At 51.5% G+C, this 23,015-nt stretch carries 20 protein-coding genes and 1 pseudogene; 18 read left to right on the forward strand and 3 right to left on the reverse strand.

Annotation, left to right across the window (positions count from 1 at the left end):
- Positions 1-139: 139 nt before the first annotated feature.
- The 6 genes from pmtA to K1X45_RS10415 all read left to right on the forward strand — a co-directional run bounded on the left by pmtA (position 140) and on the right by K1X45_RS10415 (position 5,241).
- Positions 140-739 carry a phospholipid N-methyltransferase PmtA gene (pmtA, locus tag K1X45_RS10390; RefSeq protein WP_028233481.1) on the forward strand — a complete coding sequence of 200 codons (600 nt, stop codon included), beginning with the start codon at positions 140-142 and terminating at the stop codon, positions 737-739.
- 131 nt (positions 740-870) lie between these two features.
- Positions 871-1,431 (forward strand): NADPH-dependent FMN reductase, encoded by a 561-nt coding sequence (locus tag K1X45_RS10395; RefSeq protein ID WP_220158770.1) that lies wholly within the window; start codon positions 871-873, stop codon positions 1,429-1,431.
- Between the two features lie 67 nt (positions 1,432-1,498).
- A complete protein-coding gene (pyrF, locus tag K1X45_RS10400) occupies positions 1,499-2,218 on the forward strand; it encodes an orotidine-5'-phosphate decarboxylase (RefSeq protein WP_370627028.1) in 720 nt (239 codons plus the stop codon).
- Positions 2,219-2,240: 22 nt separating this feature from the next.
- Positions 2,241-2,534 carry a DUF1330 domain-containing protein gene (locus K1X45_RS10405; protein ID WP_220160463.1) on the forward strand — a complete coding sequence of 98 codons (294 nt, stop codon included), beginning with the start codon at positions 2,241-2,243 and terminating at the stop codon, positions 2,532-2,534.
- A gap of 101 nt (positions 2,535-2,635) precedes the next feature.
- Positions 2,636-3,577: a glutathione synthase gene (gene gshB / locus K1X45_RS10410; RefSeq protein ID WP_220158771.1), complete on the forward strand. Its 942-nt coding sequence runs from the start codon at positions 2,636-2,638 to the stop codon at positions 3,575-3,577.
- Positions 3,578-3,705: 128 nt separating this feature from the next.
- Entirely contained in the window at positions 3,706-5,241 is a 1,536-nt protein-coding gene (locus K1X45_RS10415; protein ID WP_220158772.1) for a YifB family Mg chelatase-like AAA ATPase, read from the forward strand.
- A 27-nt stretch (positions 5,242-5,268) separates the two neighbouring features.
- Here the strand turns inward: K1X45_RS10415 and K1X45_RS10420 are convergent, their stop codons facing one another.
- On the reverse strand, positions 5,269-5,898 hold the full coding sequence (locus K1X45_RS10420) for a transglutaminase-like cysteine peptidase (RefSeq protein WP_220158773.1): 630 nt from the start codon (positions 5,896-5,898) through the stop codon (positions 5,269-5,271).
- A gap of 246 nt (positions 5,899-6,144) precedes the next feature.
- Positions 6,145-6,432: pseudogene (locus tag K1X45_RS10425) on the reverse strand (septal ring lytic transglycosylase RlpA family protein); the annotation flags it as partial.
- A gap of 870 nt (positions 6,433-7,302) precedes the next feature.
- Between K1X45_RS10425 and K1X45_RS10430 the strand changes: the two are divergent.
- From K1X45_RS10430 to guaD, 4 genes are all read left to right on the forward strand, one after another.
- Positions 7,303-7,707: a YbaN family protein gene (locus tag K1X45_RS10430; RefSeq protein ID WP_255560956.1), complete on the forward strand. Its 405-nt coding sequence runs from the start codon at positions 7,303-7,305 to the stop codon at positions 7,705-7,707.
- Between the two features lie 48 nt (positions 7,708-7,755).
- Positions 7,756-8,940, forward strand: a complete 1,185-nt coding sequence (locus K1X45_RS10435; protein WP_220158774.1) for an aminotransferase — start codon at positions 7,756-7,758, stop codon at positions 8,938-8,940.
- Positions 8,941-9,034: 94 nt separating this feature from the next.
- Entirely contained in the window at positions 9,035-10,267 is a 1,233-nt protein-coding gene (locus K1X45_RS10440; protein WP_220158775.1) for a urate hydroxylase PuuD, read from the forward strand.
- A gap of 53 nt (positions 10,268-10,320) precedes the next feature.
- Positions 10,321-11,646 (forward strand): guanine deaminase, encoded by a 1,326-nt coding sequence (gene guaD / locus K1X45_RS10445; RefSeq protein ID WP_255560390.1) that lies wholly within the window; start codon positions 10,321-10,323, stop codon positions 11,644-11,646.
- Between the two features lie 66 nt (positions 11,647-11,712).
- Here the strand turns inward: guaD and K1X45_RS10450 are convergent, their stop codons facing one another.
- Positions 11,713-13,035, reverse strand: a complete 1,323-nt coding sequence (locus K1X45_RS10450) for an MFS transporter (protein ID WP_075653963.1) — start codon at positions 13,033-13,035, stop codon at positions 11,713-11,715.
- A 685-nt stretch (positions 13,036-13,720) separates the two neighbouring features.
- Here K1X45_RS10450 and K1X45_RS10455 point away from each other — a divergent pair.
- The 8 genes from K1X45_RS10455 (at position 13,721) to phoB (ending at position 22,529) form a co-directional block, all read left to right on the forward strand.
- Positions 13,721-14,569, forward strand: a complete 849-nt coding sequence (locus K1X45_RS10455) for a DMT family transporter (protein ID WP_255560391.1) — start codon at positions 13,721-13,723, stop codon at positions 14,567-14,569.
- A 266-nt stretch (positions 14,570-14,835) separates the two neighbouring features.
- Positions 14,836-15,909 (forward strand): AI-2E family transporter, encoded by a 1,074-nt coding sequence (locus K1X45_RS10460; protein ID WP_075654715.1) that lies wholly within the window; start codon positions 14,836-14,838, stop codon positions 15,907-15,909.
- Positions 15,910-16,114: 205 nt separating this feature from the next.
- Positions 16,115-17,161, forward strand: coding sequence for a PstS family phosphate ABC transporter substrate-binding protein (locus K1X45_RS10465; protein WP_022709188.1), 1,047 nt, complete (start codon positions 16,115-16,117; stop codon positions 17,159-17,161).
- Positions 17,162-17,237: 76 nt separating this feature from the next.
- Positions 17,238-18,725, forward strand: coding sequence for a phosphate ABC transporter permease subunit PstC (pstC, locus tag K1X45_RS10470; RefSeq protein WP_220158777.1), 1,488 nt, complete (start codon positions 17,238-17,240; stop codon positions 18,723-18,725).
- Positions 18,722-20,038, forward strand: a complete 1,317-nt coding sequence (gene pstA, locus K1X45_RS10475) for a phosphate ABC transporter permease PstA (protein WP_220158778.1) — start codon at positions 18,722-18,724, stop codon at positions 20,036-20,038. The genes pstC and pstA overlap by 4 nt, the downstream gene beginning before the upstream one ends.
- 67 nt (positions 20,039-20,105) lie before the next feature.
- The gene (gene pstB, locus K1X45_RS10480) at positions 20,106-20,879 is read left to right on the forward strand and encodes a phosphate ABC transporter ATP-binding protein PstB (protein ID WP_028233202.1); all 774 of its coding nucleotides are present in this window, start codon (positions 20,106-20,108) and stop codon (positions 20,877-20,879) included.
- Between the two features lie 117 nt (positions 20,880-20,996).
- Positions 20,997-21,719: a phosphate signaling complex protein PhoU gene (gene phoU, locus K1X45_RS10485; RefSeq protein WP_022709192.1), complete on the forward strand. Its 723-nt coding sequence runs from the start codon at positions 20,997-20,999 to the stop codon at positions 21,717-21,719.
- A 123-nt stretch (positions 21,720-21,842) separates the two neighbouring features.
- Entirely contained in the window at positions 21,843-22,529 is a 687-nt protein-coding gene (phoB, locus tag K1X45_RS10490) for a phosphate regulon transcriptional regulator PhoB (protein WP_022709193.1), read from the forward strand.
- Positions 22,530-23,015 lie beyond the last annotated feature (486 nt).

The following is a 23,015-nucleotide window of genomic DNA, read 5'->3' on the forward strand; positions in this document are numbered from 1 at the left end:
TTTCATGCAAGTGCCGCTTTTTTATGCGCCCTATTTTATGGGGCTCACGAAGAAAAATATCATCTCTCTCCGTTTTTGCCTTGCTTCCGCCGCGAAACGCGGCAATTCTTTGTCTGCTGGCGACATATGGGAGTATTTGATGGCTGGGCTGATACCAAAGAAACTTGCACAAAAATTCGATGAAGAGATTCGCTTCTTCAAAGGCTGGATCGATAAGCCGAAAGCTGTCGGTGCCATCCTGCCGACAAGTGGTGTTACAGCACGCCGCATGGCCAGCATTGTTAACCCGTCATCGGGGCTGCCGGTTCTGGAGCTGGGACCCGGCACCGGTGTGATTACCAAAGCCATTCTTGAGCGCGGAATTGAGCCGCAGAACCTGTATTCAGTTGAATATTCGGCTGAGTTTTTTCACCATTTGCAGAGCACTTATGCGGGGGTGAACTTCCTGCAGGGTGATGCCTTTGATCTTGATAATGTGCTTGGTGAAGCAAGGGATCAGCAGTTTGACAGTGTGATTTCCGCCGTGCCGCTGCTCAATTTCCCGATGGAAAAACGACTGGCATTTCTTGGCGATTTGCTGACCCGTATTCCTGCCGGCCGTCCGGTGATGCAGATTTCTTACGGGCCGGTTTCACCGCTACCGGTCGGGCGCGGTGCCTATAGTGTCGAAGGTTTTGATTTTATTCTGCGCAACCTGCCGCCTGCGCGCCTGTGGGTTTACCGCCGGATTCTGGTATAGATTACGACCAGTCGTAAAATGCAGCACAGAACGCCGTATCAGAATGTTGATGCGGCGTTGCTTTTTTATATGCGGCGCTAAATAGTGATGTTCTGACTATTTGTTTTGCCGTCATTGAAAGGATCAGCCCTATGTCCTCAGTTCTCGTTTTTGCCGGATCCACCCGTAAAAATGCCTATAGCGGTCAGCTTGCCGGAGCTGCTGTGCAGGAACTGACACGGCAAGGCGCAGACGTAACCTATATTTCGCTCAAAGATTATCCGCTGCCGATCATGGATCAGGATCTGGAAGTGGAAGAGGGAATTCCTGAAAATGCCTATAAGCTTGCACGGTTGTTTGCGGCTCATAAAGGCCTGCTGATTGCTTCGCCTGAATATAACTCCTCAATCCCGCCTCTGCTGAAAAATACACTAGACTGGATCAGCCGTATTCATGAGGATGGTGGTAAACCGTTTCAGCCAACATCGCATCTGACGGTGGCACTGTGTTCGTCTTCACCGGGTGGATTTGGCGGTATGCGCGGTCTGTATCATCTGCGCTCAGTCATGATGATGCTCAATACCCAGATTATTTCCGAACAATGCTCTGTTCCCCATGCCCATCAGGCATTCAATGAAGACGGCGCTTTGCGCGATGAACGCACGGCGCAGACCCTTGCCCGTGTCTGTCGCAGCCTTATCAGCAAGATCTGATCTTTTCACTCAGCGCTTGTTGTGCGATGAGGGATAAATTTCAGATCAGAATGAAGTGCGGAGACAGATGATGGATGTAAACAACGTGCGCGACCGGTTGATTGTTGGTCTCGATGTGCCGGATGTAATTGCGGCGGAAAAGATCGTTGATGAACTGGGCGATACGGTTTCGTTCTATAAAATCGGTTACCAGCTGGTGTTTTCGCAAACGGCAAAGGGTGGCGGTCTGGATTTTGCTTCACACCTGCTCTCGATGGGCAAAAAAGTCTTTCTCGATGTGAAACTACTCGATATCGATAATACAATCGCTAAGGGCGTGGAAAATATCGCCAAGCGCGGTGTGACCATGATGACGCTCCATGCCTATCCGAAGGCGATGCGTGCAGCTGTGCAAGCTGCCAAAGGCTCAGACCTCTGCCTGCTTGGTGTGACTGTGCTGACCTCGATGGATCAGGCGGATATGCTGGAGGCCGGTTACACTATGTCACCGGAGGAACTGGTGCTGCGCCGCGCACAGCAGGCACGTGATGCAGGGATGGGCGGTATTGTAGCCTCTGCCGCTGAGTCGGCCGCTATCCGTAAAATAGTCGGGCCGGATATGGCGATTGTCACGCCGGGTATCCGTCCTGCGGGCAGTGAAGCCGGAGACCAGAAACGTGTGATGACACCGGCAGATGCACTTCGCGCCGGTTCGAGCCATCTGGTTGTGGCGCGTCCGATTGTTGGTGCTGCAGACCGTAAAGCGGCGGCACAGAGCATTCTGGAAGAAATGGCCGCGGCTGTGTGAAAATTATGAATGGGAGTAAATGATGACGAAAGCTTACTGGATTGCCCGTGTCGATGTGCGTGATGCTGAGCGTTACAAAGATTATATCAGCACAGCCAAGCCCGCTTTTGAGCGCTTCGGTGCCAATTTCATTGCCCGTGGCGGCGTTGCCCATGCGGTAGAAGGGCAGGGACGCGCGCGTAATGTCATCATTGAATTCCCGAGCATGCAGCATGCACTGGATTGTTATAATTCGCCGGAATATCAGGCAGCGGTGGTAATTCGTCAGACTGTTGCCGATGGTGAGGTTATAATTGTTGAAGGCAATGCAGCCTGATCACATTAATGTAGTTAGCATTATAAATACCGGCCTTTACTGGCCGGTATTTTGTATTAAATATGCGTAGCAGTTACTGAAATTATGAAACAGAGGGCACTATGGCTTTGAAAATTGCGGTTCAGATGGACCATATCAATTCCATTCGTATCGCGGGTGATACCAGCTTTGCTTTGTGCCTTGCGGCAGCAGAGCGTGGCCATGAGCTTTATCATTACACGCCGGATCGCCTGTCGATGCGTGATGGTGTTGTCAGCGCGGCTCTGGAGCCGTTGCAGGTGCGTGATATTGAAGGCGATCATTTCACACTCGGTGAAGCCGTGCATACGGATTTGTCGGAAATGGACGTTATCCTGCTGCGTCAGGATCCGCCTTTTGACATGAACTATATCACCACAACCCATCTTCTGGAGCGTATTCATCCGAAGACATTGGTGGTGAATGATCCGGCATGGGTACGCAACAGCCCTGAGAAAATCTTTGTGACAGAGTTTCCGGATCTGATGCCGGAAACACTGATTACCAAAGACTTGCAGGAAGTGCTCAAATTCCGCAGGGAATTTGGTGACATCATCATCAAGCCGCTTTACGGCAATGGCGGCGCAGGCGTGTTCCACTTGACGACAGATGACCGCAATCTGACATCACTGTTGGAAATGTTCGAGCAGATGTATCGTGAACCGTTCATCGCCCAGCGTTATTTGAAAGATGTGCGCTCCGGCGATAAGCGCATTATTCTGATTGATGGCGAGCCGGTTGGTGCCATCAATCGCGTGCCTGCGGAGAGCGATGCCCGCTCCAACATGCATGTCGGCGGTCGTGCTGAAGCGACTGAACTGACGGCGCGTGAAAAAGAAATCTGCGCGCGCATCGGCCCCTCTTTGAAAGAACGCGGCTTTATTCTCGTCGGTATTGATGTGATCGGGGATTATATGACCGAGATTAACGTGACATCACCGACCGGCATCCGCGAGATCAAACGCTTCGGCGGTGCGGATATTGCGCAATTGTTCTGGGATGTGGTTGAAGCCAAGAGCACTTAAATTTCATCTTTATAACTAATTGATATAATTAATAAAATACCGGAAACTCATTTGCAGTTCCGGTGTTTTTGTTTGTTGATGTTGTGCATTTCCCCTGCTTAAAATGATGTATCGGGTGGGGGCATGAAATGATTGCACGGGTCAGTACGGTTGCTTTTCAGGGCATTGAAGCCAAGCTTGTTGATGTGCAGGTGATGGCGGCACCGGGCAAGATGAGTATGTCGATTGTCGGCCTGCCGGACAAAGCAGTGGCTGAGAGCCGTGAGCGGGTGCAGGCGGCGCTCCATGCCTCCGGTCTGTCAATGCCGGTGAAGAAAGTGACCATCAATCTGGCACCGGCGGATTTGCCCAAAGAAGGCTCGCATTATGATCTGCCGATTGCCATGGGGCTGATGGTGGCGGTCGGTGCTTTGCCGGAAGATTGTCTGCAATCCTTTGTGGTGCTTGGTGAACTGGCACTGGATGGCACAATCGCACCGGTTGCCGGTGTGCTGCCCGCAGCGATAACCGCTAATATGCATGATCTGGGATTGATCTGCCCGCAGGCTTGCGGGGCAGAGGCTGCATGGGCTGATGCGGATATGCCGATCCTCAATCCGCGCAGTCTGATCGCATTGGCCAATCATTTTCGTGGCTCACAGGTATTGTCCCGTCCGCAACCGGCCATAAAGAGCTTTTCCGATGGGCCGGAGGCGTTTCCTGATCTGGCGGATGTCAAAGGGCAGGAAACAGCAAAGCGCGCGCTGGAGGTGGCTGCAGCGGGCAATCATAATTTGTTGTTTGTCGGCCCTCCGGGATCGGGTAAGTCCATGCTGGCGCAGCGTCTGCCCGGTATTCTCCCGCCTTTGTCTCCACGGGAGATGCTCGATGTCTCTATGATTGCCTCAGTTTCCGGCATGTTATCCGGCGGTAAGCTCACAGACCGGCGGCCGTTTCGCAGCCCGCATCATTCGGCTTCTATGGCGGCAATGGTTGGCGGCGGGCATAAAGCAAAGCCCGGCGAGATATCCATGGCTCATCATGGCGTGCTGTTTCTTGATGAATTACCGGAGTTTTCACCGCAGGTGCTGGATTCGATGCGACAGCCTTTGGAAACAGGTGAATGTATGATCGCGCGTGCCAATCATCGCATCAGCTATCCGGCACGGTTTCAGCTGGTGGCGGCGATGAATCCGTGCAAATGCGGAATGGCCGGAGAACCGGGTTTTACCTGTGCACGGGGCCCGCGCTGCCGCAGCGATTATCAGGCGCGGGTATCAGGGCCATTGCTAGATCGTATTGATCTGCGGATAGATGTAGCCGCTCTTAAGCCCTCTGACCTGATTTTAACAGGGCAGGCGGAAAGTAGTACTGCGGTGGCTCATCGTGTGGCGCAGGCGCGGCACAGGCAGCAGGAACGTTATCAGCAATTAGGGATGGCGCATATTATGACCAATGCCGCCTGTCCGCCCAATATACTGGAGGAGATCGCAGCGGTCAGTAATGACGGGCGTAGATTGCTCTATGATGTGAGTGAGAAATTGCGGCTGTCAGCGCGTGCCTATCATCGTGTTTTGAAAGTAGCACGTACGTTGGCTGATCTTGAAGCGGCAGCGCATGTTGAGCGCAAACATGTGGCTGAGGCTGTTTCCTATCGTACATCGACGGAAATGGTCAGTGCCTGACCAGGCCGTTTATATTACGCTGCAGGCTTATTTAACTGCGCCGACAACCAGATTGCCCGGAGTTTCAATGGAAACCCAACGACCGGTATGGTTGGCAGCCTGACGCTTGAGATAGGTATAATCGGTTTCCTGCCAGTTTTTCACAGCATCGGTCAGATTATCGAGAATGAAATCACCACGATCAGTGCGCACGGTCAGAACCGCATGACCTTCACCATCAGGTTTGCGGAGCACAGTGATGAGTAATGAGCTGAGCGGAATGCCGGCTTTGGCCAGTTCACGGCGCTTGAGCAGTACATATTCTTCACAATCACCAACGGTTGTAGAATAGGTCCAGTATTCTTCCACACCGTAGATTTCCATATCAGTCATTGGCTGGATCAGCGCGTTGACTTCAACATTGACCTGAACAATTTTCGCCCATGTTGCCTGATCGAGTTTGACAGGAGCTGTTTGCGCAGAAGTAACATTGCACTCGGCTGGCAGCCGTTTGCAGAATTCGTAATGACCGATTGGCTGTGATGTTAAACCGCCGGTTGCCATGAACGGGCTGCCTGTCTGTGCCGCAAGTGTTGATGAGCCGAGCGCTAATACCAAACTTGCTGCCAAGCCTGCGACTGACAATGTCAGATTTTTTAAATTTACAAAACTGAACATACACAACGCCTCAGCCACAGTCATTTATTAACGAAATGTTAATATCGGTAACAGGTAAGAGTCAATTGTGCCGGACGCGCTACGCCCGAGTTTATTAAGAAATGGTTAACAAGCATTAAGAGGCAGTTTTGCCCCTTTGATATTCCCGTAAAAGCGGAGACCGGTTTTGCGTCCGGAAATGCGTGAAAGCAAACAGGCAGAGCATTTCCGGTGTTCCGGAATGAACAGGAAATGCTCCGGCGTTGATTACAGCTTGTTGTAGCAAACCTTGGTATGGCCTGCGCCGACAAAGCCGAGTTTCTGAGCTGCGCCTTTGGAGAGATCCAGAACACGGCCTTTGATGAACGGGCCGCGGTCGTTAATCCGTACCACGAGCGATTTTCCGTTGTTCTGATTGGTCACACGTACTTTGCTGCCGAGCGGCAGGGTGCGGTGTGCGGCAGTCATACCTGCCGGATTCATGCGTTCACCTGATGCGGTTTTTGATGTCAGTGCATACCAGGAAGCGCGGCCGCAATTGGCAGCAGCAGCTTCAGCCTGACTGCCGGAAAAAGCAGAAACTAAAAAGACAGCGGCGGAAAATGCAAAGAGGGCAGGCAGGCGCTTGGTGCGGATCGTCGTCATAGGTCGTACCGGTGTCAGCAGCCGGAGGTTGTACAATCATTGTACAAAATATCGGGCGCGACGGTTGTGTCAGAGCGCGGACGCAGAATGCGGATAGATTGCAGTCAGTCATCCGGTCTGTCGTTATCAATAATCTGAAGTAACAGAAGTTCAGGCGCTCAACTGCAATGTAAATGTGGCGCTGAAATGGTCACAAATGGAATATATTTTGGATTGAATTTTAGGTTAACAATCTGTAAAATTTCGTTATATTGAGTATATATTCTGATTTTAATCTTTAATATTTTCTATTTTATCTTTCTTGAATCAAAAATCTATATAGAATTATTTATTTTTATGAAAATATGACTCTGCGTCTGATCGCGTTTCAAGAACTGGACATGTTTAATTTCGAATTCAAGACTGACTCCAAGGAGGCAGCGGTACAATCTGTGTTTGCAGGACAAGTTTAAAAAGCTTTCCGCCAAGGTGTAAATATTATGGCGAAATTGTGATTTTGGCTGGTGATCACGTTTTTGAAAGCTGATTGCTTGTCTCACCTTTTGCGTTTAGAGCTTAATACAGGCGTTTTTGGATGCACAATAAGACCGGCAGGCAGAATCGGGGAGGATGGTTTTGCTGCTGAAAAACGTGCAAACTCAGCCGGAAAACGTTGATAAGCAAACGTTGGCAGGCAAAAGCCGGAACAGTAGATTATATCGGATTGTATTTATGTCGCTTCCTCCATCGGATCATTCCTTGAGTAAGCCGGAGCCCAAGCCGGTCACTACACCGGAGCGCGTGCAGCAAGAGCAGACGCCTGCACAAGCGGTTGTTCTGTCCGGCCCGCAACGCTTTCTTTATCTGTGTCTCGGTTTTCTGATGCTGGGATTGGGGATTATCGGTGCAATTCTGCCGGTGATGCCGACGACAATCTTCATTATTCTGGCGGCATGGTTTTTTGCCCGCTCATCACCCAAGCTTGAAAAGCGCATTCTGGCACATCCGCAATTCGGTCCGCTGGTGATTAAATGGCGGGATCGCGGGGCTATTCCGCGTCGTGCCAAGAAATTCGCTTGCGGCGGTATGATGATCGGCTATGCGATTTTTCTCTGGAGCGCCCAGCCCGGATTATATTTAGGCGCAGGCGTTGCGCTTTTTATGTTGGCTTGTGCTTACTATGTGGTATCCCGACCAGAGGAGTAAAATCCGGCGCTGAGGGTGTTGCCGGATTCAATTATCTGGGAGCCTATTATGAGTGACAATGCTGCGCCGCGGATTAATCCGGCAGTTTCTGCTTTATCATTACCGCCAATTCCCGCTGTCAAAGCATGGGCGCAAGCCTATGACGGTGCTTTGGGGCTGTTGATTGATTTGTCACAGGCTGTGCCGGGCTATCCGCCGCACGATGAAATGCTGCGCCTTTCCGGTGAAGCGGCATCCTCTAAAGCTTTTGCCAATTACGGGCCGATTGAAGGACTGCCGGCGCTGCGTGAAGCCTATGCTGCGCATGTCAGCCAGCTTTACAAAGCCAAACTCGATGCAGCGCAGGTGCAGATTACAGCCGGTTGCAATCAGGCTTTTATCGCAGCCGTCATGGCGCTGGCCGGTGCCGGTGATACGGTGATGCTGAGCAATCCGCTCTATTTTAATCATGAAACGTCACTGGCCATGCTCGGTATCAAGCTGGAGCTGATGCCATGTCGTGCGCAGAACGGTTTTGTACCAGACCCGCAGGAACTGAAGCAGGTTCTCCATGCAGGTATTAAAGTGCTGGCGCTGGTCACGCCGAATAATCCGACCGGCGCTGTCTATTCACCGGAAGTCCTGAAACAGATTTATGAGATTTGCCGTGCCAATGGTACATGGCTGATTCTCGATGAGACTTACCGTGACTTTCTCGAAGATGCCGATGCCGTGCCGCATCATTTGTTCGATGAGGCTGACTGGAATGATTATCTGATCCAGCTTTACAGCTTTTCCAAATCCTTCTGTATTCCGGGTCACCGCCTTGGTGCGATTATTGCGGCGGAAGCTGTGATTGGCGAGATTGCCAAGATCATGGACAATCTGCAGATTTGTGCGCCGCTGCCGCCGCAGGCTGCAATTGCGCAGGCGATTGAACCGCTGACCGGATGGCGCAATGAAAACCGCCGTGAAATTACACATCGGGCGCAGGCTTTGCGCAGTGCAATAGCGCAGATGGATGGTTGGGAAGCCATTTCTGTTGGTGCCTATTTCGCCTTTGTGCGTCATCCGTTTAAGGGTATCGAATCTGCGGCGGTGTCAGAGAAACTGGCAAAGACCTGCGGTATTATCACCATTCCCGGCGCTTATTTTGGTGAAGGACAGCAGGACTTCCTGCGCTTTGCATTTGCCAATGTGGATGCTGAAACCATTACGAAACTGCCGGAACGTGTAGCTGCGCTGCGATTTTAACTGCTGTTCATTGTGCCGCATATAACCATCTGGCGCTTAAGCTGATTCTTCCCCTATAGTGGCAGACGGTCTGCTGCATATCGGGGAGGAATGCATGTTTGAACTGGCAATCGCGTGGGACTGGCTTGGCTTTGCTGCCCGCTGGCTCCACGTTATCACCGCAATTGCGTGGATCGGCTCATCTTTCTATTTCATTGCTCTTGATCTGGGCTTGCGCAAAGCGCCCGATCTGCCGCCCGGCGCCTATGGCGAGGAATGGCAGGTTCACGGTGGCGGTTTCTATCACATTCAGAAATATCTGGTGGCACCGTCGCGAATGCCGGAAGACCTGATCTGGTTCAAATGGGAATCCTATGCCACGTGGCTGTCAGGCTTTGCGCTTCTTGCCATCGTCTATTACGGCAGTGCTGATCTCTATCTGATTGATCCGCAGGTGCTGAATGTTTCCCGCACCACGGCGATCATCATTTCACTGGCTTCCATTGCCGGTGGCTGGATCATCTATGATCTGCTGTGCAAATCCCCGCTGGGACGCAATACCACGCAGCTGATGGTGATCCTCTATTTCGTGCTGGTTCTTATGGCATGGGGCTATACGCAACTCTTTACCGGACGCGCGGCCTTCCTGCATCTCGGCGCTTTCACCGCCACCATCATGTCCGCCAATGTGTTCATGATTATCATTCCGAACCAGAAGAAAGTGGTCGCGGATCTGATTGCCGGACGCACACCTGACCCCAAATATGGCGTGATCGCCAAGCAGCGTTCCACCCATAATAACTATCTGACGCTGCCGGTTATCTTCCTGATGTTGTCGAACCATAACCCGCTGGCATTCGGCACGAAATATAACTGGATTATTGCATCGCTGGTGTTTCTGATGGGGGTAACAATCCGCCATTGGTTCAATACCCGCCATGCGCGCAAGGGCAGCCCGACCTGGACATGGCTGGCAACGGTTTTGCTGTTTATCGTGATTATGTGGCTGTCCACCGAACCGAAACAGCTGGACAATGCTGGAGGGGCGCAAGCCTCGACACTCCAGCAAAAATACATCAATACGCCGGAATTTGAGACGGTGCGCGATACGGTTATGGGGCGCTGTTCCATGTGTCATACGGCAGAGCCGTCATGGGAGGGCATTCTGGTGCCACCTAAAGGTGTCATCCTCGACAGTGATGTTGCGATCGCTGCCCATGCCAAAGAAATCTATCTTCATGCAGCGCGTTCCCATGCCATGCCGCCGTCCAATCTCACCGGTATGAGTGCGGAGGAGCGTCTGTTGTTGCGGCGCTGGTATGAGACGGCGTCAGCTTCTAAACCCTGATCGAATCTACGTTGTAATATTGACTATTTCTGCTTTTCAGCGAGGGTATTTTCATGTCTGTGAATATGACACAAAAGCATAATCAGCGTCTTATCCGCGGGCGTGTTTTGAGTTTTATCCGTGAGCCGCAGGATATCAGCGATACAGCGTCTTATATCTATCATGAAGACGGGGCACTGCTTGTTGAAGGCGGGATGATTAAAGCAGTCGGCGATTATGCAGCTGTTGCGGCACAAAAATCACCGGACACACCGGAAACCGATCACCGTCCGCATCTGATCTTGCCCGGTTTTATTGATACGCATATCCATTTTCCGCAAAGTCAGGTGGTTGCGTCTTACGCGGCGGAACTGCTGGACTGGCTCAATGATTACACTTTCATTGAAGAGCAGAAATATGCCGATGAGCAATTCGGTGAGCATATTGCCGAACGCTTTATTGATGAATTATTGCGTCACGGCACCACGACTGTTGTGGCCTATGGTTCTGTGCACCCGCAAAGTGTGGATGCATTTTTTCGCGCCAGTGAGCGGCTGAATATGCGTAACATTGCCGGTAAGGTGATGATGGATCGCAATGCGCCTGCCGCTTTGTGCGATACGGCGCAATCTTCCTATGATGACAGCAAGGCTCTGATTGCCCGCTGGCGTGGTAAAGGGCGGTTGGATTATGCGATTACGCCACGTTTCGCGATTACTTCAACACCGGAACAGCTTGAGGCTGCGCAGGCTTTGGTGCGTGAGCATCCGGAATGTTATGTGCAGACTCATCTGTCTGAGAACCATGCCGAGATTGAATTCACCTGTTCGCTCTATCCTGATGCGCCGGATTATACCGGCATTTATGAGCATTACGGCCTGCTCGGGGAAAAGACATTGCTCGGGCATTCCATTCATTTGTCGGAGCGGGAAGTGAAGGTGCTGGCTGATAGCCGGTCTGTGGCGGTATTTTGCCCGACTTCCAATCTGTTTCTCGGCAGCGGGCTGTTTAACCGTGACGGTCTGCGCGATGCCGGTGTGCGCATTGGCGTTGCGACTGACATTGGCGGCGGTACCAGCTGGTCGATGCTGCGCACGCTGGATGAGGGCTATAAAGTGCTGCAATTGCGTGGCCAGCGGCTCAATCCGCTCAGTTCATTCTATATGATGACTTTGGGCAATGCCCGTGCACTGTCGATGGAAGACAGGATCGGTACGCTGGATGCGGGTACGGAAGCGGATTTCGTGATTTTGGACAGTCGTGCCACATCTGCCATGCGGCTGCGTATGGATGCAGGCTCCAATCTGGCGCAGGAATTATTCCTGTTGCAGACGCTCGGGGATGACCGCGCGATTGTGGAAGCCTATGTGGCTGGTCAGCCGGTGAAAACGGCTCACTGACAAAAAGCAGTTTAAAGAAAAACCGGCCGGAAAGTAATTTCCGGCCGGTTCTTCAATTTAGATATTTTAGTCTTCGTGGATCAGGCTGTGATCACGGGTTTCTTTCATGCGGATATAGATAATCAATGAAAGACCGATCATGATTGTCACATACCAGAAGAACCATGTTTCATAGCCGGACAACTTGAATTTCAGCGCTACCCATTCAGCGGTACCGCCAAAGATCGTATTGGCCAGTGCATAAGGCAGAGCAACACCAAGCGCACGGATATGTGCAGGGAACATTTCTGCCTTCACCACCGCATTGATCGAGGTGTAACCGGTCACGATAATCAGACCTGCCAGCGACAAACCGAAAGCCACATATGGATTGGTTGTTGTTGAGAGGGTGGAGAAGATCGGATAGGTAAACAACACACCCATCACGCCGAAACCGATCATCAGCGGCTTGCGGCCAACGCGGTCTGAAAGCGCACCGGCCAGCGGCTGGATCAGCATGAAGATCAGCAGCGCGAGCGCCGTAATTTCACTGGCGGATTCCTTGCTGAAACCGGAAGTGTTGACGAGGAATTTCTGCAGATAGGTTGTGTATGTATAGAATGCCAGCGTACCACCGGCTGTCAGTGCCAGAACTGTGAAGGCTTCTTTCGGATAATGCTTGAACAGGGCAAAACCGCTGGAACGTGGCTTGTCGCTGGTTTTGGCATTATCGAATGATTTTGTTTCCACAAGACCACGGCGAACCCAGAATACGAAGATCGCCAGCAGACCGCCGATGAAGAACGGAATACGCCAGCCCCATTCACCGAGCTGTTCCGGTGTGAGAAGACGCTGAAGGATCAGCAAGACGCCGAGGGCTGTCAGCTGACCGGCAATCAGGGTCACATATTGGAAGCTGGAGAAGAAACCGCGACGGCTTTTGCCAGCCATCTCGCTCAAATAAGTGGCGCTGGCACCATATTCACCACCCACACTCAGACCCTGCAACAGGCGGGCAAAAACCAGCAATGCCGGTGCCATAACACCGATTGTTTCATAGGCCGGTGTCACTGCAATAATCAGCGAGCCGATACACATCAGCGTAACAGAAAGGGTCAGACCGGCTTTGCGGCCTTTGCGGTCGGCATAAATACCCATGATCCATGCACCGATCGGGCGCATCAGGAAGCCGACTGCAAACACGGCCGCAGCACTCAGCAGCTCGGCTGTCTGGTTGCCTGACGGGAAGAATTTAGGCGCAAAATAAAGCGTAAAAGCAGCATAGACATACCAGTCATACCACTCAACAAGATTACCGGCAGAACCGCCGAGAATAGATTTTATGCGGGTTTTTCGGTCGAGCTCCGGCGCCGGCGAATGAGCCGGTGAAGCATTGTCTTTAGGCGACATTTCAAATCCAATCTTACACCAAAAAGCAAAACCGGATTTTGCAAAGCGAAATATCGGCCTGAGAAACTGAAAACGGAAACGTCTTGGGAGACACGTTTATCCGTTCTGTTTCAGGCGTTACACTTTATCCGGTGTTGCCGTTCTCTAAAAAGGAAACGAAAAACACTCTGCTGCCGCAGATATTTTTCGGCGCACAGAGCCAGACCATGTGTTTAACTACAGCCTGACTGATCGGGAGATGCAGCCTGAAAAATGCCTGAACAGAGAGGTTCTTTGACTTTAACGTAAACGGCCTATGCCGATAAATCGGTTTTGTCTACTGGCTGGCGGGCAATTTATGAGGCATTGGCTTGTATTCTTTAAATGCTTGAAAGTTTCGTGCGTATGAGAGTTTTAAAATGTTATAAAATTGCATCTGCATAGCTGCTGAAAAGAATAGATACGGGCCATTGTTGAAATCGAAACAGCTCTCTTGCTTTCTTCAAAAGAAACAGTAACGTCGCGCTCGCAACAGAGCCTTATGTTTCAGACTATGCTTTGGTGCCGATAATTGATCTGACGTCACATGCTGAATGTGAAGGGGGCTGAGTGTGGGGAGCGCCAGTCTGCCGGAATACTCTCCGAAAACCCGCACATTTATGGCCCCATATTTTTTATGGCCCAGCACCTTTACGGCAGTGACAATATGAATACGCAAACGCATAATCTCCGCGCAGCTTTGATCGCCTTTATTGCTTTCACAGCATTTTCAGGGGCGGATACAATTGTCAAAACACTGAGCGCCCGCATCGGTGTTTATGAGACAACATTTTTGCTGTCCGTTTTTGCTCTGTCTTTCATTGTTGTTCATGGCTGTCTCAGCGGGCAGGCCAAGCGTTTGCTGCCGGTTTATCCAAAACTGGCCTTTGGCCGTGCGTTGTTGTTGTCGATGAATACGCTGCTGATCTATTATGCGTTTTCGGCTTTGCCGCTGGCTGAAGCCTATGTTTTGGGCTTTCTGTCTCCGATTTTTGTCGCGATTGTTGCTTTTATCATGGTGGGAGAGCGCCTCTCCTTGCGGGGCTGGTTCGGCGTTCTTCTCGGTTTTGCCGGTGTGATCTGGATTTTGCAGCCGGGCGCGGCACCACTGTCTGCGGGGCATCTGGCCGCTTTGGGCTCGGCATTGTTTTTCGCCATTGCGCAGGTTTTGCTGCGCCGTGCCAAAAGCGATGAGTCCGATAAGGCGCTGGTTGTTGCTCTGCTGATTGTCCAGTCCTGTTTTGCCGGATTGCTGGCATTGTATAATGGTCTGATTACACCTGACTGGCAGGATCTGGGGCTGGCGCTTCTCGGCGGCGGGCTGATTGCTTTTGCGCAGACGATGATTGTTAAAGCTTTCCGTCTGGGATCTGCCGCGATTGTTGCGCCCGTTCAATATAGCCAGATTATCTGGGGACTGTTCTATGGGGCATTACTGTTTAACGCTCCGGTGGAAATTCACATGCTGGCCGGTGCCGTCGTCATCCTGATTTCCGGCTGGCTGGTGCTGAATTAAGATATGCTTTTGCTTTGAACCAGCCGGATCATGCCGGCTGGCGAACTATATTTATTGCTTTATATTGACGGCATTGCTGTCTCCCTTAATTTACCGGCATAGCGGGAATAATCCGCATAGGAATGAGGGGGAGGCGGATGCAGATGCCGCATGATAATAAGACGTCGATATCCGATGCTGAAAATGAGCTGATTTATCCGGCGCATCCTTTGCCTGAAAGCGGAAATCTGCAAAATCTGACGAAATATGTGCGTACAGGCCGCGCAATGCTGACCGGTATTTTTCTGATGATGCTGGTTTATGCGCTGTATTTTGCGCGGGATTTTTTCATGCCGGTCACGCTGGCCATTTTGCTGGCGCTGATGCTGACACCGATTGTCCGTTTCTCCAAAAAACGACTCGGCATTTCCGAAGCTATTTCGGCCACTCTGCTTGTGGTCTTTTCTTTCTCCTTCATCGGAGTGACCGGTTATCTTTTAAGCGGGCCGGTTACGGAAATGGTGAGTGAAGCACCGGAGATCGGGCGGGAGCTGACAGAGAAACTGCACCGTTTGCGCGCACCCGCAGAACATTTGCTCAATATAAGCAAACAGGTCGATCAGGTCGCACAAATGGGACAGGATCCGAAAGTGCAGACAGTTTCGCTGGCGCAGCCCGGAATTCTTTCACAGGCTGCGGGCAATGTTTTGTCAGGCGGCACGACAATTGCTGTGACATTTATCCTGACGCTGTTCATTCTTGCCTCGGGAACCATGTTCTATGAAAAGATTATCCAGTCTTTTGGCAAGCTGAGCGAAAAGAAGCGTGCCTTGCGTGTCGTCTATGATGTGGAACAGGTTATTTCCAGCTATCTGCTGACGATCACGGTCATTAACGGGCTTTTGGGACTGGCAATCAGTCTGGGACTGTGGGCATTGGGGATGCCGACACCGTTTGTCTTCGGTGTGATGGCGGCGCTGCTCAATTTCCTGCCCTATATCGGCGCATTGACGACAATTGTCGTGGTCGGGATCATTGCCATCGTGTCCTTTGACCAGATCGCCTATGCCATGCTGGCTCCGGCTTTTGTGCTGGCCTGTAATATTCTCGAAGGGCAGATTGTGACACCGACCATTATCGGCCGGCGTCTTGAACTGAATACGGTTGCGGTTTTTGTAGCCGTTGCCTTCTGGTCATGGCTGTGGGGCTTCATCGGCGCCCTGATAGCGGTGCCGCTTCTGGTTGTCATAAAAGTTTTCTGTGACCATTTTGAAACATTGCGCCATGTGGGCAATTTCTTGTCGGCGCAGACCACAGAAGATGAGAACGAAACCGGTGAGGAAAAAGCGAAGCCATCCTAACCGATTGTTTTCATTTTGCTTTCAGGGGCCGAATTTTCTGGCTCTGTATTGGTCGTTCGGGAAACTGCATTTTTTTATTATAAAATGCTGAATTGAGCACTGATACAAACCTGTAATATTAGTGTCATATAGCTGTTATATAGAGCGCGTAGATGGCTGGTAACGTCCAAAACGTTACCTCATTCTTCTAACTGGAGCTGCTCCTATGAACAAGCTGATTACAACGACTGCTGCATTGGCAATTGCTGCTGTAGCCGGTGCTACTGCCGCTCAGGCTCGCGACCAGATTCAGGTTGCCGGTTCGTCAACCGTTCTGCCATATGCCAAAATCGTTGCTGAAACTTTCGGCGAAACCTATCCGGATTTCAAAACCCCTGTTATTGAATCCGGCGGTTCGGGCGCAGGCATCAAAGACTTCTGTAAAGGTGTAGGCGAAAACACAATCGATATCGCCAATGCATCCCGCGCAATGAAGTCTTCTGAACTGCAGTCCTGCATCGATGCAGGTGTAAAAGATGTTCAGGAAGTACGCATCGGTTATGACGGTATCGTATTCGCAACCGACATTAACGGTCCGGACTGGAAGCTGGCTCCGGTTGATGTTTACAAGGCTCTTGCTGCTAAAATCGTTGTAGACGGTAAGCTGGTAGATAATCCGAACACCAAGTGGAATCAGGTTAACGCCGCTCTCCCTGATTGGGATATTGCTGCTTACATTCCGGGCGAAAAACACGGTACCCGTGAAGTTTTCGAAGAAAAGCTGCTCGCTGACGGTTGTAAAGAAAGCGGCGCGCTGGAAGTCATCAAAGCCGGTGGTGCAGATGACAAGGCAGCTGCCAAGACCTGTATCGCTGTGCGTAAAGACGGCAAGGCAGTTGATATTGACGGTGATTACAGCGAAACACTCGCCCGCATCAGCGCTAATAAAACCGGCGTTGGCGTATTCGGCCTGTCCTTCTATGAAAACAATGCTGACAAGCTGAAGGTTGCAACTGTGAACGATATCGTTCCAAGCGTTGAAACCATTGCCAAGGGCGAATATCCGGTTTCCCGTCCGCTGTTCTTCTACGTGAAGAAAGCGCATCTGGGCGTGATCCCTGGTCTGAAAGAATATGTGGAATTCTTCCTTTCCGATCAGATGATTGGTGATGAAAGCCCGCTGGCAGACTATGGTCTGGTTCCGGCACCGGAAGCAGAGCGCAAAGAACAGCGCGATGCATTTGCAGCCGGTACTGTAATGCAGGTTAAATAATTTGAATATGGTCCGGGTGCAGACAAGCTCTGCGCCCGGATTGTCTTTTGTCGTGGACGGTGATCAGGGAATTTAAATGTCGATCATGCTGGTCTTAACAATTGTCTTCGTGCTGGGCGTCGCAGGATTTTTCCTTGGCCGCGCCAAAGCGGTTGCACAATTGAATACCGTAAAAAACGTGGCAGATAAAAAAGAGAAACCACATTCCCGTCCGCATTATCACGGATGGTGGGTTTTCTCTCTGACAGTCATGCCGGCAATTATTTTATTTGTCGTCTGGTCGCTGAGCGCCACCGTCTATCTGGAGCAGACTGCCAAATCGCAGTTGCAGGATGCTCTCGGCAACACTGAAAATTACAGCGAAAGCCTGTCGCTCGGCGTAGTGAAAAGCCTCGCACACGGGGTTGAGCGTCTTGATCCGCAGCAACGTGAAAACCTGCCGCAGACCTATTCTGAAGTTCGCGCTTTGATGGCTGAAAAAGGCGTCGCGCTGGCAACGGAAGGTCAGGATGTAATGGTGCCGGTTGCTGTGCAGTGGAATAAAGCGGCAGCTTTTTCTTCGAACATTCGCGCAGCTCTTACCATCGCATTGGCTATTGCCGGATTTATCTTTGGCTGGATGACAATTGCACCGCGCGTCCGCGCCCGCAACAATGTGGAAAGCATTGTGCTGTGGGGGCTGATCGCTGCATCAACCATCGCCATTCTTACCACTGTCGGCATCGTCTTCTCGATGCTGTTTCAGACAATCAATTTCTTCAGCGATGTTCCTGCCTACGAATTTTTCTTCGGAACGGTTTGGGATCCGCGTTTTGCTGCTGCCGGTGCCACAGATTCGCATGGTCAGTTTGGTCTGATCCCGCTGCTTGCCGGTACGCTTTATATCGCGCTGGTCGCCATGGTCTTCGCGGTGCCGGTTGGTCTGTTCGCCGCGATTTATATGTCGGAATATGCCGGTGCCAAAACCCGCGCAATCGTCAAGCCGCTGCTGGAAGTGCTGGCCGGTATTCCGACCATCGTTTACGGTTTCTTCGCGCTGGTCACAGTCGGGCCATTCCTGCGTGACCTGAGTGCGGCGCTGACCGGTGGTCAGGGTTTCATCATGGCGCAGAGCGTGCTCACTGCCGGCTTAGTGATGGGCGTGATGCTGATCCCGTTCGTATCCTCTTTGTCCGACGATATTATCACTGCGGTGCCCCGCTCCCTGCGTGACGGTTCTCTGGGATTGGGTGCCACCCGCTCTGAGACCATCAAGCGTGTGATCTTGCCTGCTGCGCTGCCGGGTATTGTCGGTGCGTTGCTGCTGACCGCTTCCCGCGCCATTGGTGAGACTATGATCGTGGTGCTCGCTGCCGGTGTGGCCGCCAATCTGACGCTCAACCCGTTTGAAGCAATGACGACGATCACTGTTAAAATCGTCAATCAGCTGACCGGTGACCTTGAGTTCAACTCACCGCAGACACTGGTGGCTTTTGCACTGGGTATTACGCTCTTCTTCCTGACCCTGCTGATGAATATTTTCGCTCTCTACATTGTGCGTAAATATCGGGAGCAATATGAATGACCGACGCTGTTTTCACTCCCAAGACAACTTCAACCGCACCTGCCCGCCGTGATATTGGCATCAAGCGCCGCTATGCTGCCGAACGCCGCTTCCGCATGTATGGTGTGATTGCGATTGCAATCGGCATCTTCTTCCTCTGTGCGCTGTTTTTCTCGGTGTTTTCCAAAGGCTACACAGCCTTCTGGCAGACAACGATCGAAATTCCGGTGCTGCTGGATGAGAAGGTGATCGATCCTTCCAATGAACGTGCAAGCAATCCGAATGTGCTGATTACAGCGAATTATCCGCTGCTGGTACGCAATGCATTGGCTGACAAGCTCGGTGTGGAGAAAACCAACCGTCCTGCCATGCGCGATATGACCCGTTTCTATTCGGATGGCGTTCGTTTGCAATTGCGCGAAATGGTAATGGCTGATCCGAAACTGATCGGCACAACCCAGACAATCAAATTCCTTGCGGCTGCGGATATTGACTCGGCCAATAAAGGTCAGATCGACCTGTCGGTTGACCAGAGCAAGCGTAAAGTTTCCGATCTTCAGGTTGGCTGGATGAAGACACTGAAGGATGAAGGCGTTATGCGTCAGTCCTTCAATACCGGCCTGTTTACAATGGGTGCTTCCAGCCGTCCGGAAACGTCCGGTCTGGGTGTGGCGCTGATCGGCTCACTCTATATGATGCTGATCGTGCTGGTGTTTGCTCTGCCGATTGGCGTTGCTGCTTCGATATACTTAGAAGAATATGCGCGTAAAAACCGCTTTACCGATATTATTGAAGTGAACATCAATAATCTGGCTGCGGTGCCGTCCATCGTGTTCGGTCTGCTGGGTCTGGCGGTTTTCATCAACTTCTTTGGTATGCCGCGTTCGGCATCGCTGGTTGGTGGTCTGGTGCTGACGCTGATGACATTGCCGACAATCATTATTGCAACGCGCGCGGCTCTGCGTGCGGTGCCGCCATCAATCCGTGCTGCGGCTCTGGGGCTTGGTGCTTCTAAAACGCAGGTTGTGTTCCACCACGTGCTGCCGCTGGCCGCGCCGGGCATTCTGACCGGCACGATTATCGGTCTGGCTCAGGCATTGGGTGAAACAGCGCCGCTGCTGCTGATCGGTATGGTCGCCTTTGTTGCCAATGCTCCTGTTACCCCTATGGATCCTGCGACTGCGCTGCCGGTACAGATTTTCATGTGGGCTAATGAAGCAGAACGTGCTTTTGTAGAGCGGACATCGGGTGCGATTATTGTGCTCCTCCTGTTCCTCGCTGTGATGAATATTGCCGCAATCATTCTGCGCCGCCGTTTTGAGCGCAGATGGTAATCGGGACGGAGTTGCGATCATGAACCTGATGAATGATTATACTTTAGAGAAAACACTCGGAGAAAAGATGAACGCCTTGCCAAAAAAAATCAAAATGCGCGGGGACAAAGTCAAAGTTTTCTACGGTGAAAAACAGGCTTTGCACGGCGTTGATCTGGATATTGAAGAAAACAGCGTGACCGCGCTGATCGGCCCGTCCGGTTGCGGTAAGTCGACTTTCCTGCGCTCGCTCAACCGTATGAATGACACGATTGAGGGTTGCCGCGTTGAAGGACTTATCACGCTCGATGGCGAGGATATTTACGATCCGAAAATCGACGTGGTGGAACTGCGTGCCCGTGTCGGCATGGTGTTCCAGAAGCCAAATCCGTTTCCGAAATCGATCTATGAGAATGTTTCTTACGGCCCGCGCATTCATGGTCTGGCCCGTAGCCGTGCGGATCTGGATGTCATCGTTGAGAAGAGCCTGCGTGGCGCCAGCCTCTGGGAAGAAGTGAAAGATCGCCTCAATGATGCAGGCACAGGTCTTTCCGGCGGTCAGCAGCAGCGTCTTTGCATTGCCCGCGCAATTGCGGTGAGCCCTGAAGTTATTCTGATGGATGAGCCTTGCTCGGCGCTTGACCCGATTGCAACCGCGAAAGTGGAAGAGCTGATTGACGAGTTGCGCCGTGACTATACGATTGTCATCGTGACCCACTCAATGCAGCAGGCTGCGCGTATTTCGCAGACCACTGCCATGTTCCATCTGGGCAATCTGGTAGAGGTCGGTGACACGGATATGATGTTCACCACGCCGAAAGAAAAACGTACGCAGGATTATATCACCGGTCGTTTCGGCTGATCGAGCTTACGCGTAAAAACAAACAAGATAGAGCATTTTCTATGAGGCGATATAAGCCGGAAATGCTCTGGAGTTTTACAGACTGCTTTGGCAGTGCCACAGGATAAGGAAATTTCCATGCCGTCACAGCATACGGTTACGTCCTATGATGAAGAACTGAAGTTTCTCGCCCGTAAAATCGCCGAAATGGGCGGTCATGCGGAGCGTATGGTGGAGCAGTCCATCAAGGCGATTGTTACTGCCGATAATGCGCTGGCACAGCGGGTCATTTCCGAGGATCTGATCCTTGATGCAGGCGAACGCGAAATTGATGACAAGGCGATTATGATTATCGCCAAGCGTCAGCCGATGGCTGTGGATCTGCGCGAAATTATCGGCGCGATCCGTATCTCAGCGGATCTGGAACGCGTCGGCGATATGGGCAAAAACATTGCCAAGCGCGTTGTTGCCGTTTCGGAAACACGCCAGTCGGTGAAGCTTTATCGCGGTCTGGAAACACTGGCAGAGCTTGCCCGCACCCAGCTTAAAGATGTGCTGGACGCCTATGCAACGCGTTCTGTGACCCAGATCAATATTGTCCGCGACCGCGATGATGAAATTGATGCGATGTACACATCGCTGTTCCGCGAACTTCTGACTTATATGATGGAAGATCCGCGCAATATTACGGCCTGTACGCATCTTCTGTTCTGCGCCAAGAATATTGAGCGTATCGGCGATCATGCCACCAATATTGCCGAGACGGTCTATTATATTGTCACCGGTAATCAGATGCCGCCGGATCGTCCGAAAGATGATCTGAGCCATGACGTCGTTCTCGACGAATTGCATAAAAACTAAGCTGTTCTAACAGGCAGCGGATATGCAGGGCATTCAGCCCTGCTTGTCAGAATAAACGTCATGTATTCCGGCTGTGCCGGAATGCAAATGCCCCCTTATGTCTAAACGAATAGTGGATACGCAATGTCACACACGCCAAGAATAGCGGTTGTTGAAGACGAAGAAGCCATCAGCGAATTGCTGCGCTATAATCTTGAGGCTGAAGGCTATCAGGTCGATACGATCCTGCGTGGCGATGAAGCCGAAATTTATTTACGCGAAAACGTCCCTGATCTTCTGGTTCTCGACTGGATGCTGCCTGGTGTTTCCGGCATCGAACTTTGCCGACGTCTGCGTCAGCGCGCGGAGACAGAACGTCTGCCGATTATCATGCTGACGGCACGCGGTGAGGAATCCGAGCGCGTGCGCGGTCTGGCCGTTGGTGCGGATGATTATGTTGTCAAACCGTTCTCCACACCGGAACTGCTGGCGCGTATCAAGGCGATGCTGCGCCGCGCCAATCCGAGTGTGCTTTCCCATGTGCTGAAAGTCGGTGAGATTGTTCTCGACCGTCAGCAGCACCGCGTTTACCGCAAGGAACGCGAAATCAAACTCGGGCCGACAGAGTTTCGTTTGCTGGAATATTTCATGATGGCACCGGGGCGCGTTTTCTCGCGCACGCAATTGCTGGATGGTATCTGGGGACGGGATATTTACGTCGATGACCGCACGGTGGATGTGCATATCGGCCGTCTGCGCAAGGCGATCAATACCGGTCGTGAAGTGGATCCGATTCGCACCGTTCGCGGTGCCGGTTATGCTTTCGGCTGATAATCTGCCGGATATTTGTGAAAAATAATGAGCCGGTGTGAAGAAAATTCACGCCGGTTTTTATATTTCTGATTCTGCGAAAAGCCGTGTCTGCAAAGGCTATAGCGTTATAAAAGCAAATTGCTTTCACAAAATATCAGCCATTTGTAACGCGCTGTAATGAATTATGACTAACGCAACGGGGCGGTCAATTGCATGATGCGCCCGTGTCTGAGGCGCTATCAGATTGTGAAATAAGGCAATATCGCACCGGAATTGCTGCAAAGCCATGATCCGGCAAACTGCTTCATTTCACAAGGTTAGTGAAGTCTTTACGTAATCTTGCGTATTTTAGTAATCGCTCAAAAGAATGTGTTAACAAAGCGTTAACTAATGAGGCGCATTTTCTTGGGGTAAATTTTAACCGGTTGTCGCTAACCGGAACACGAATATAAATCGGGCCTTGCGCCTTTATTTAGCCCTAATAGCCCCCGAATTTCCCGGGGC

Source organism: Pseudochrobactrum sp. Wa41.01b-1, from assembly GCF_019464455.1.
GTDB lineage: Bacteria > Pseudomonadota > Alphaproteobacteria > Rhizobiales > Rhizobiaceae > Pseudochrobactrum > Pseudochrobactrum saccharolyticum.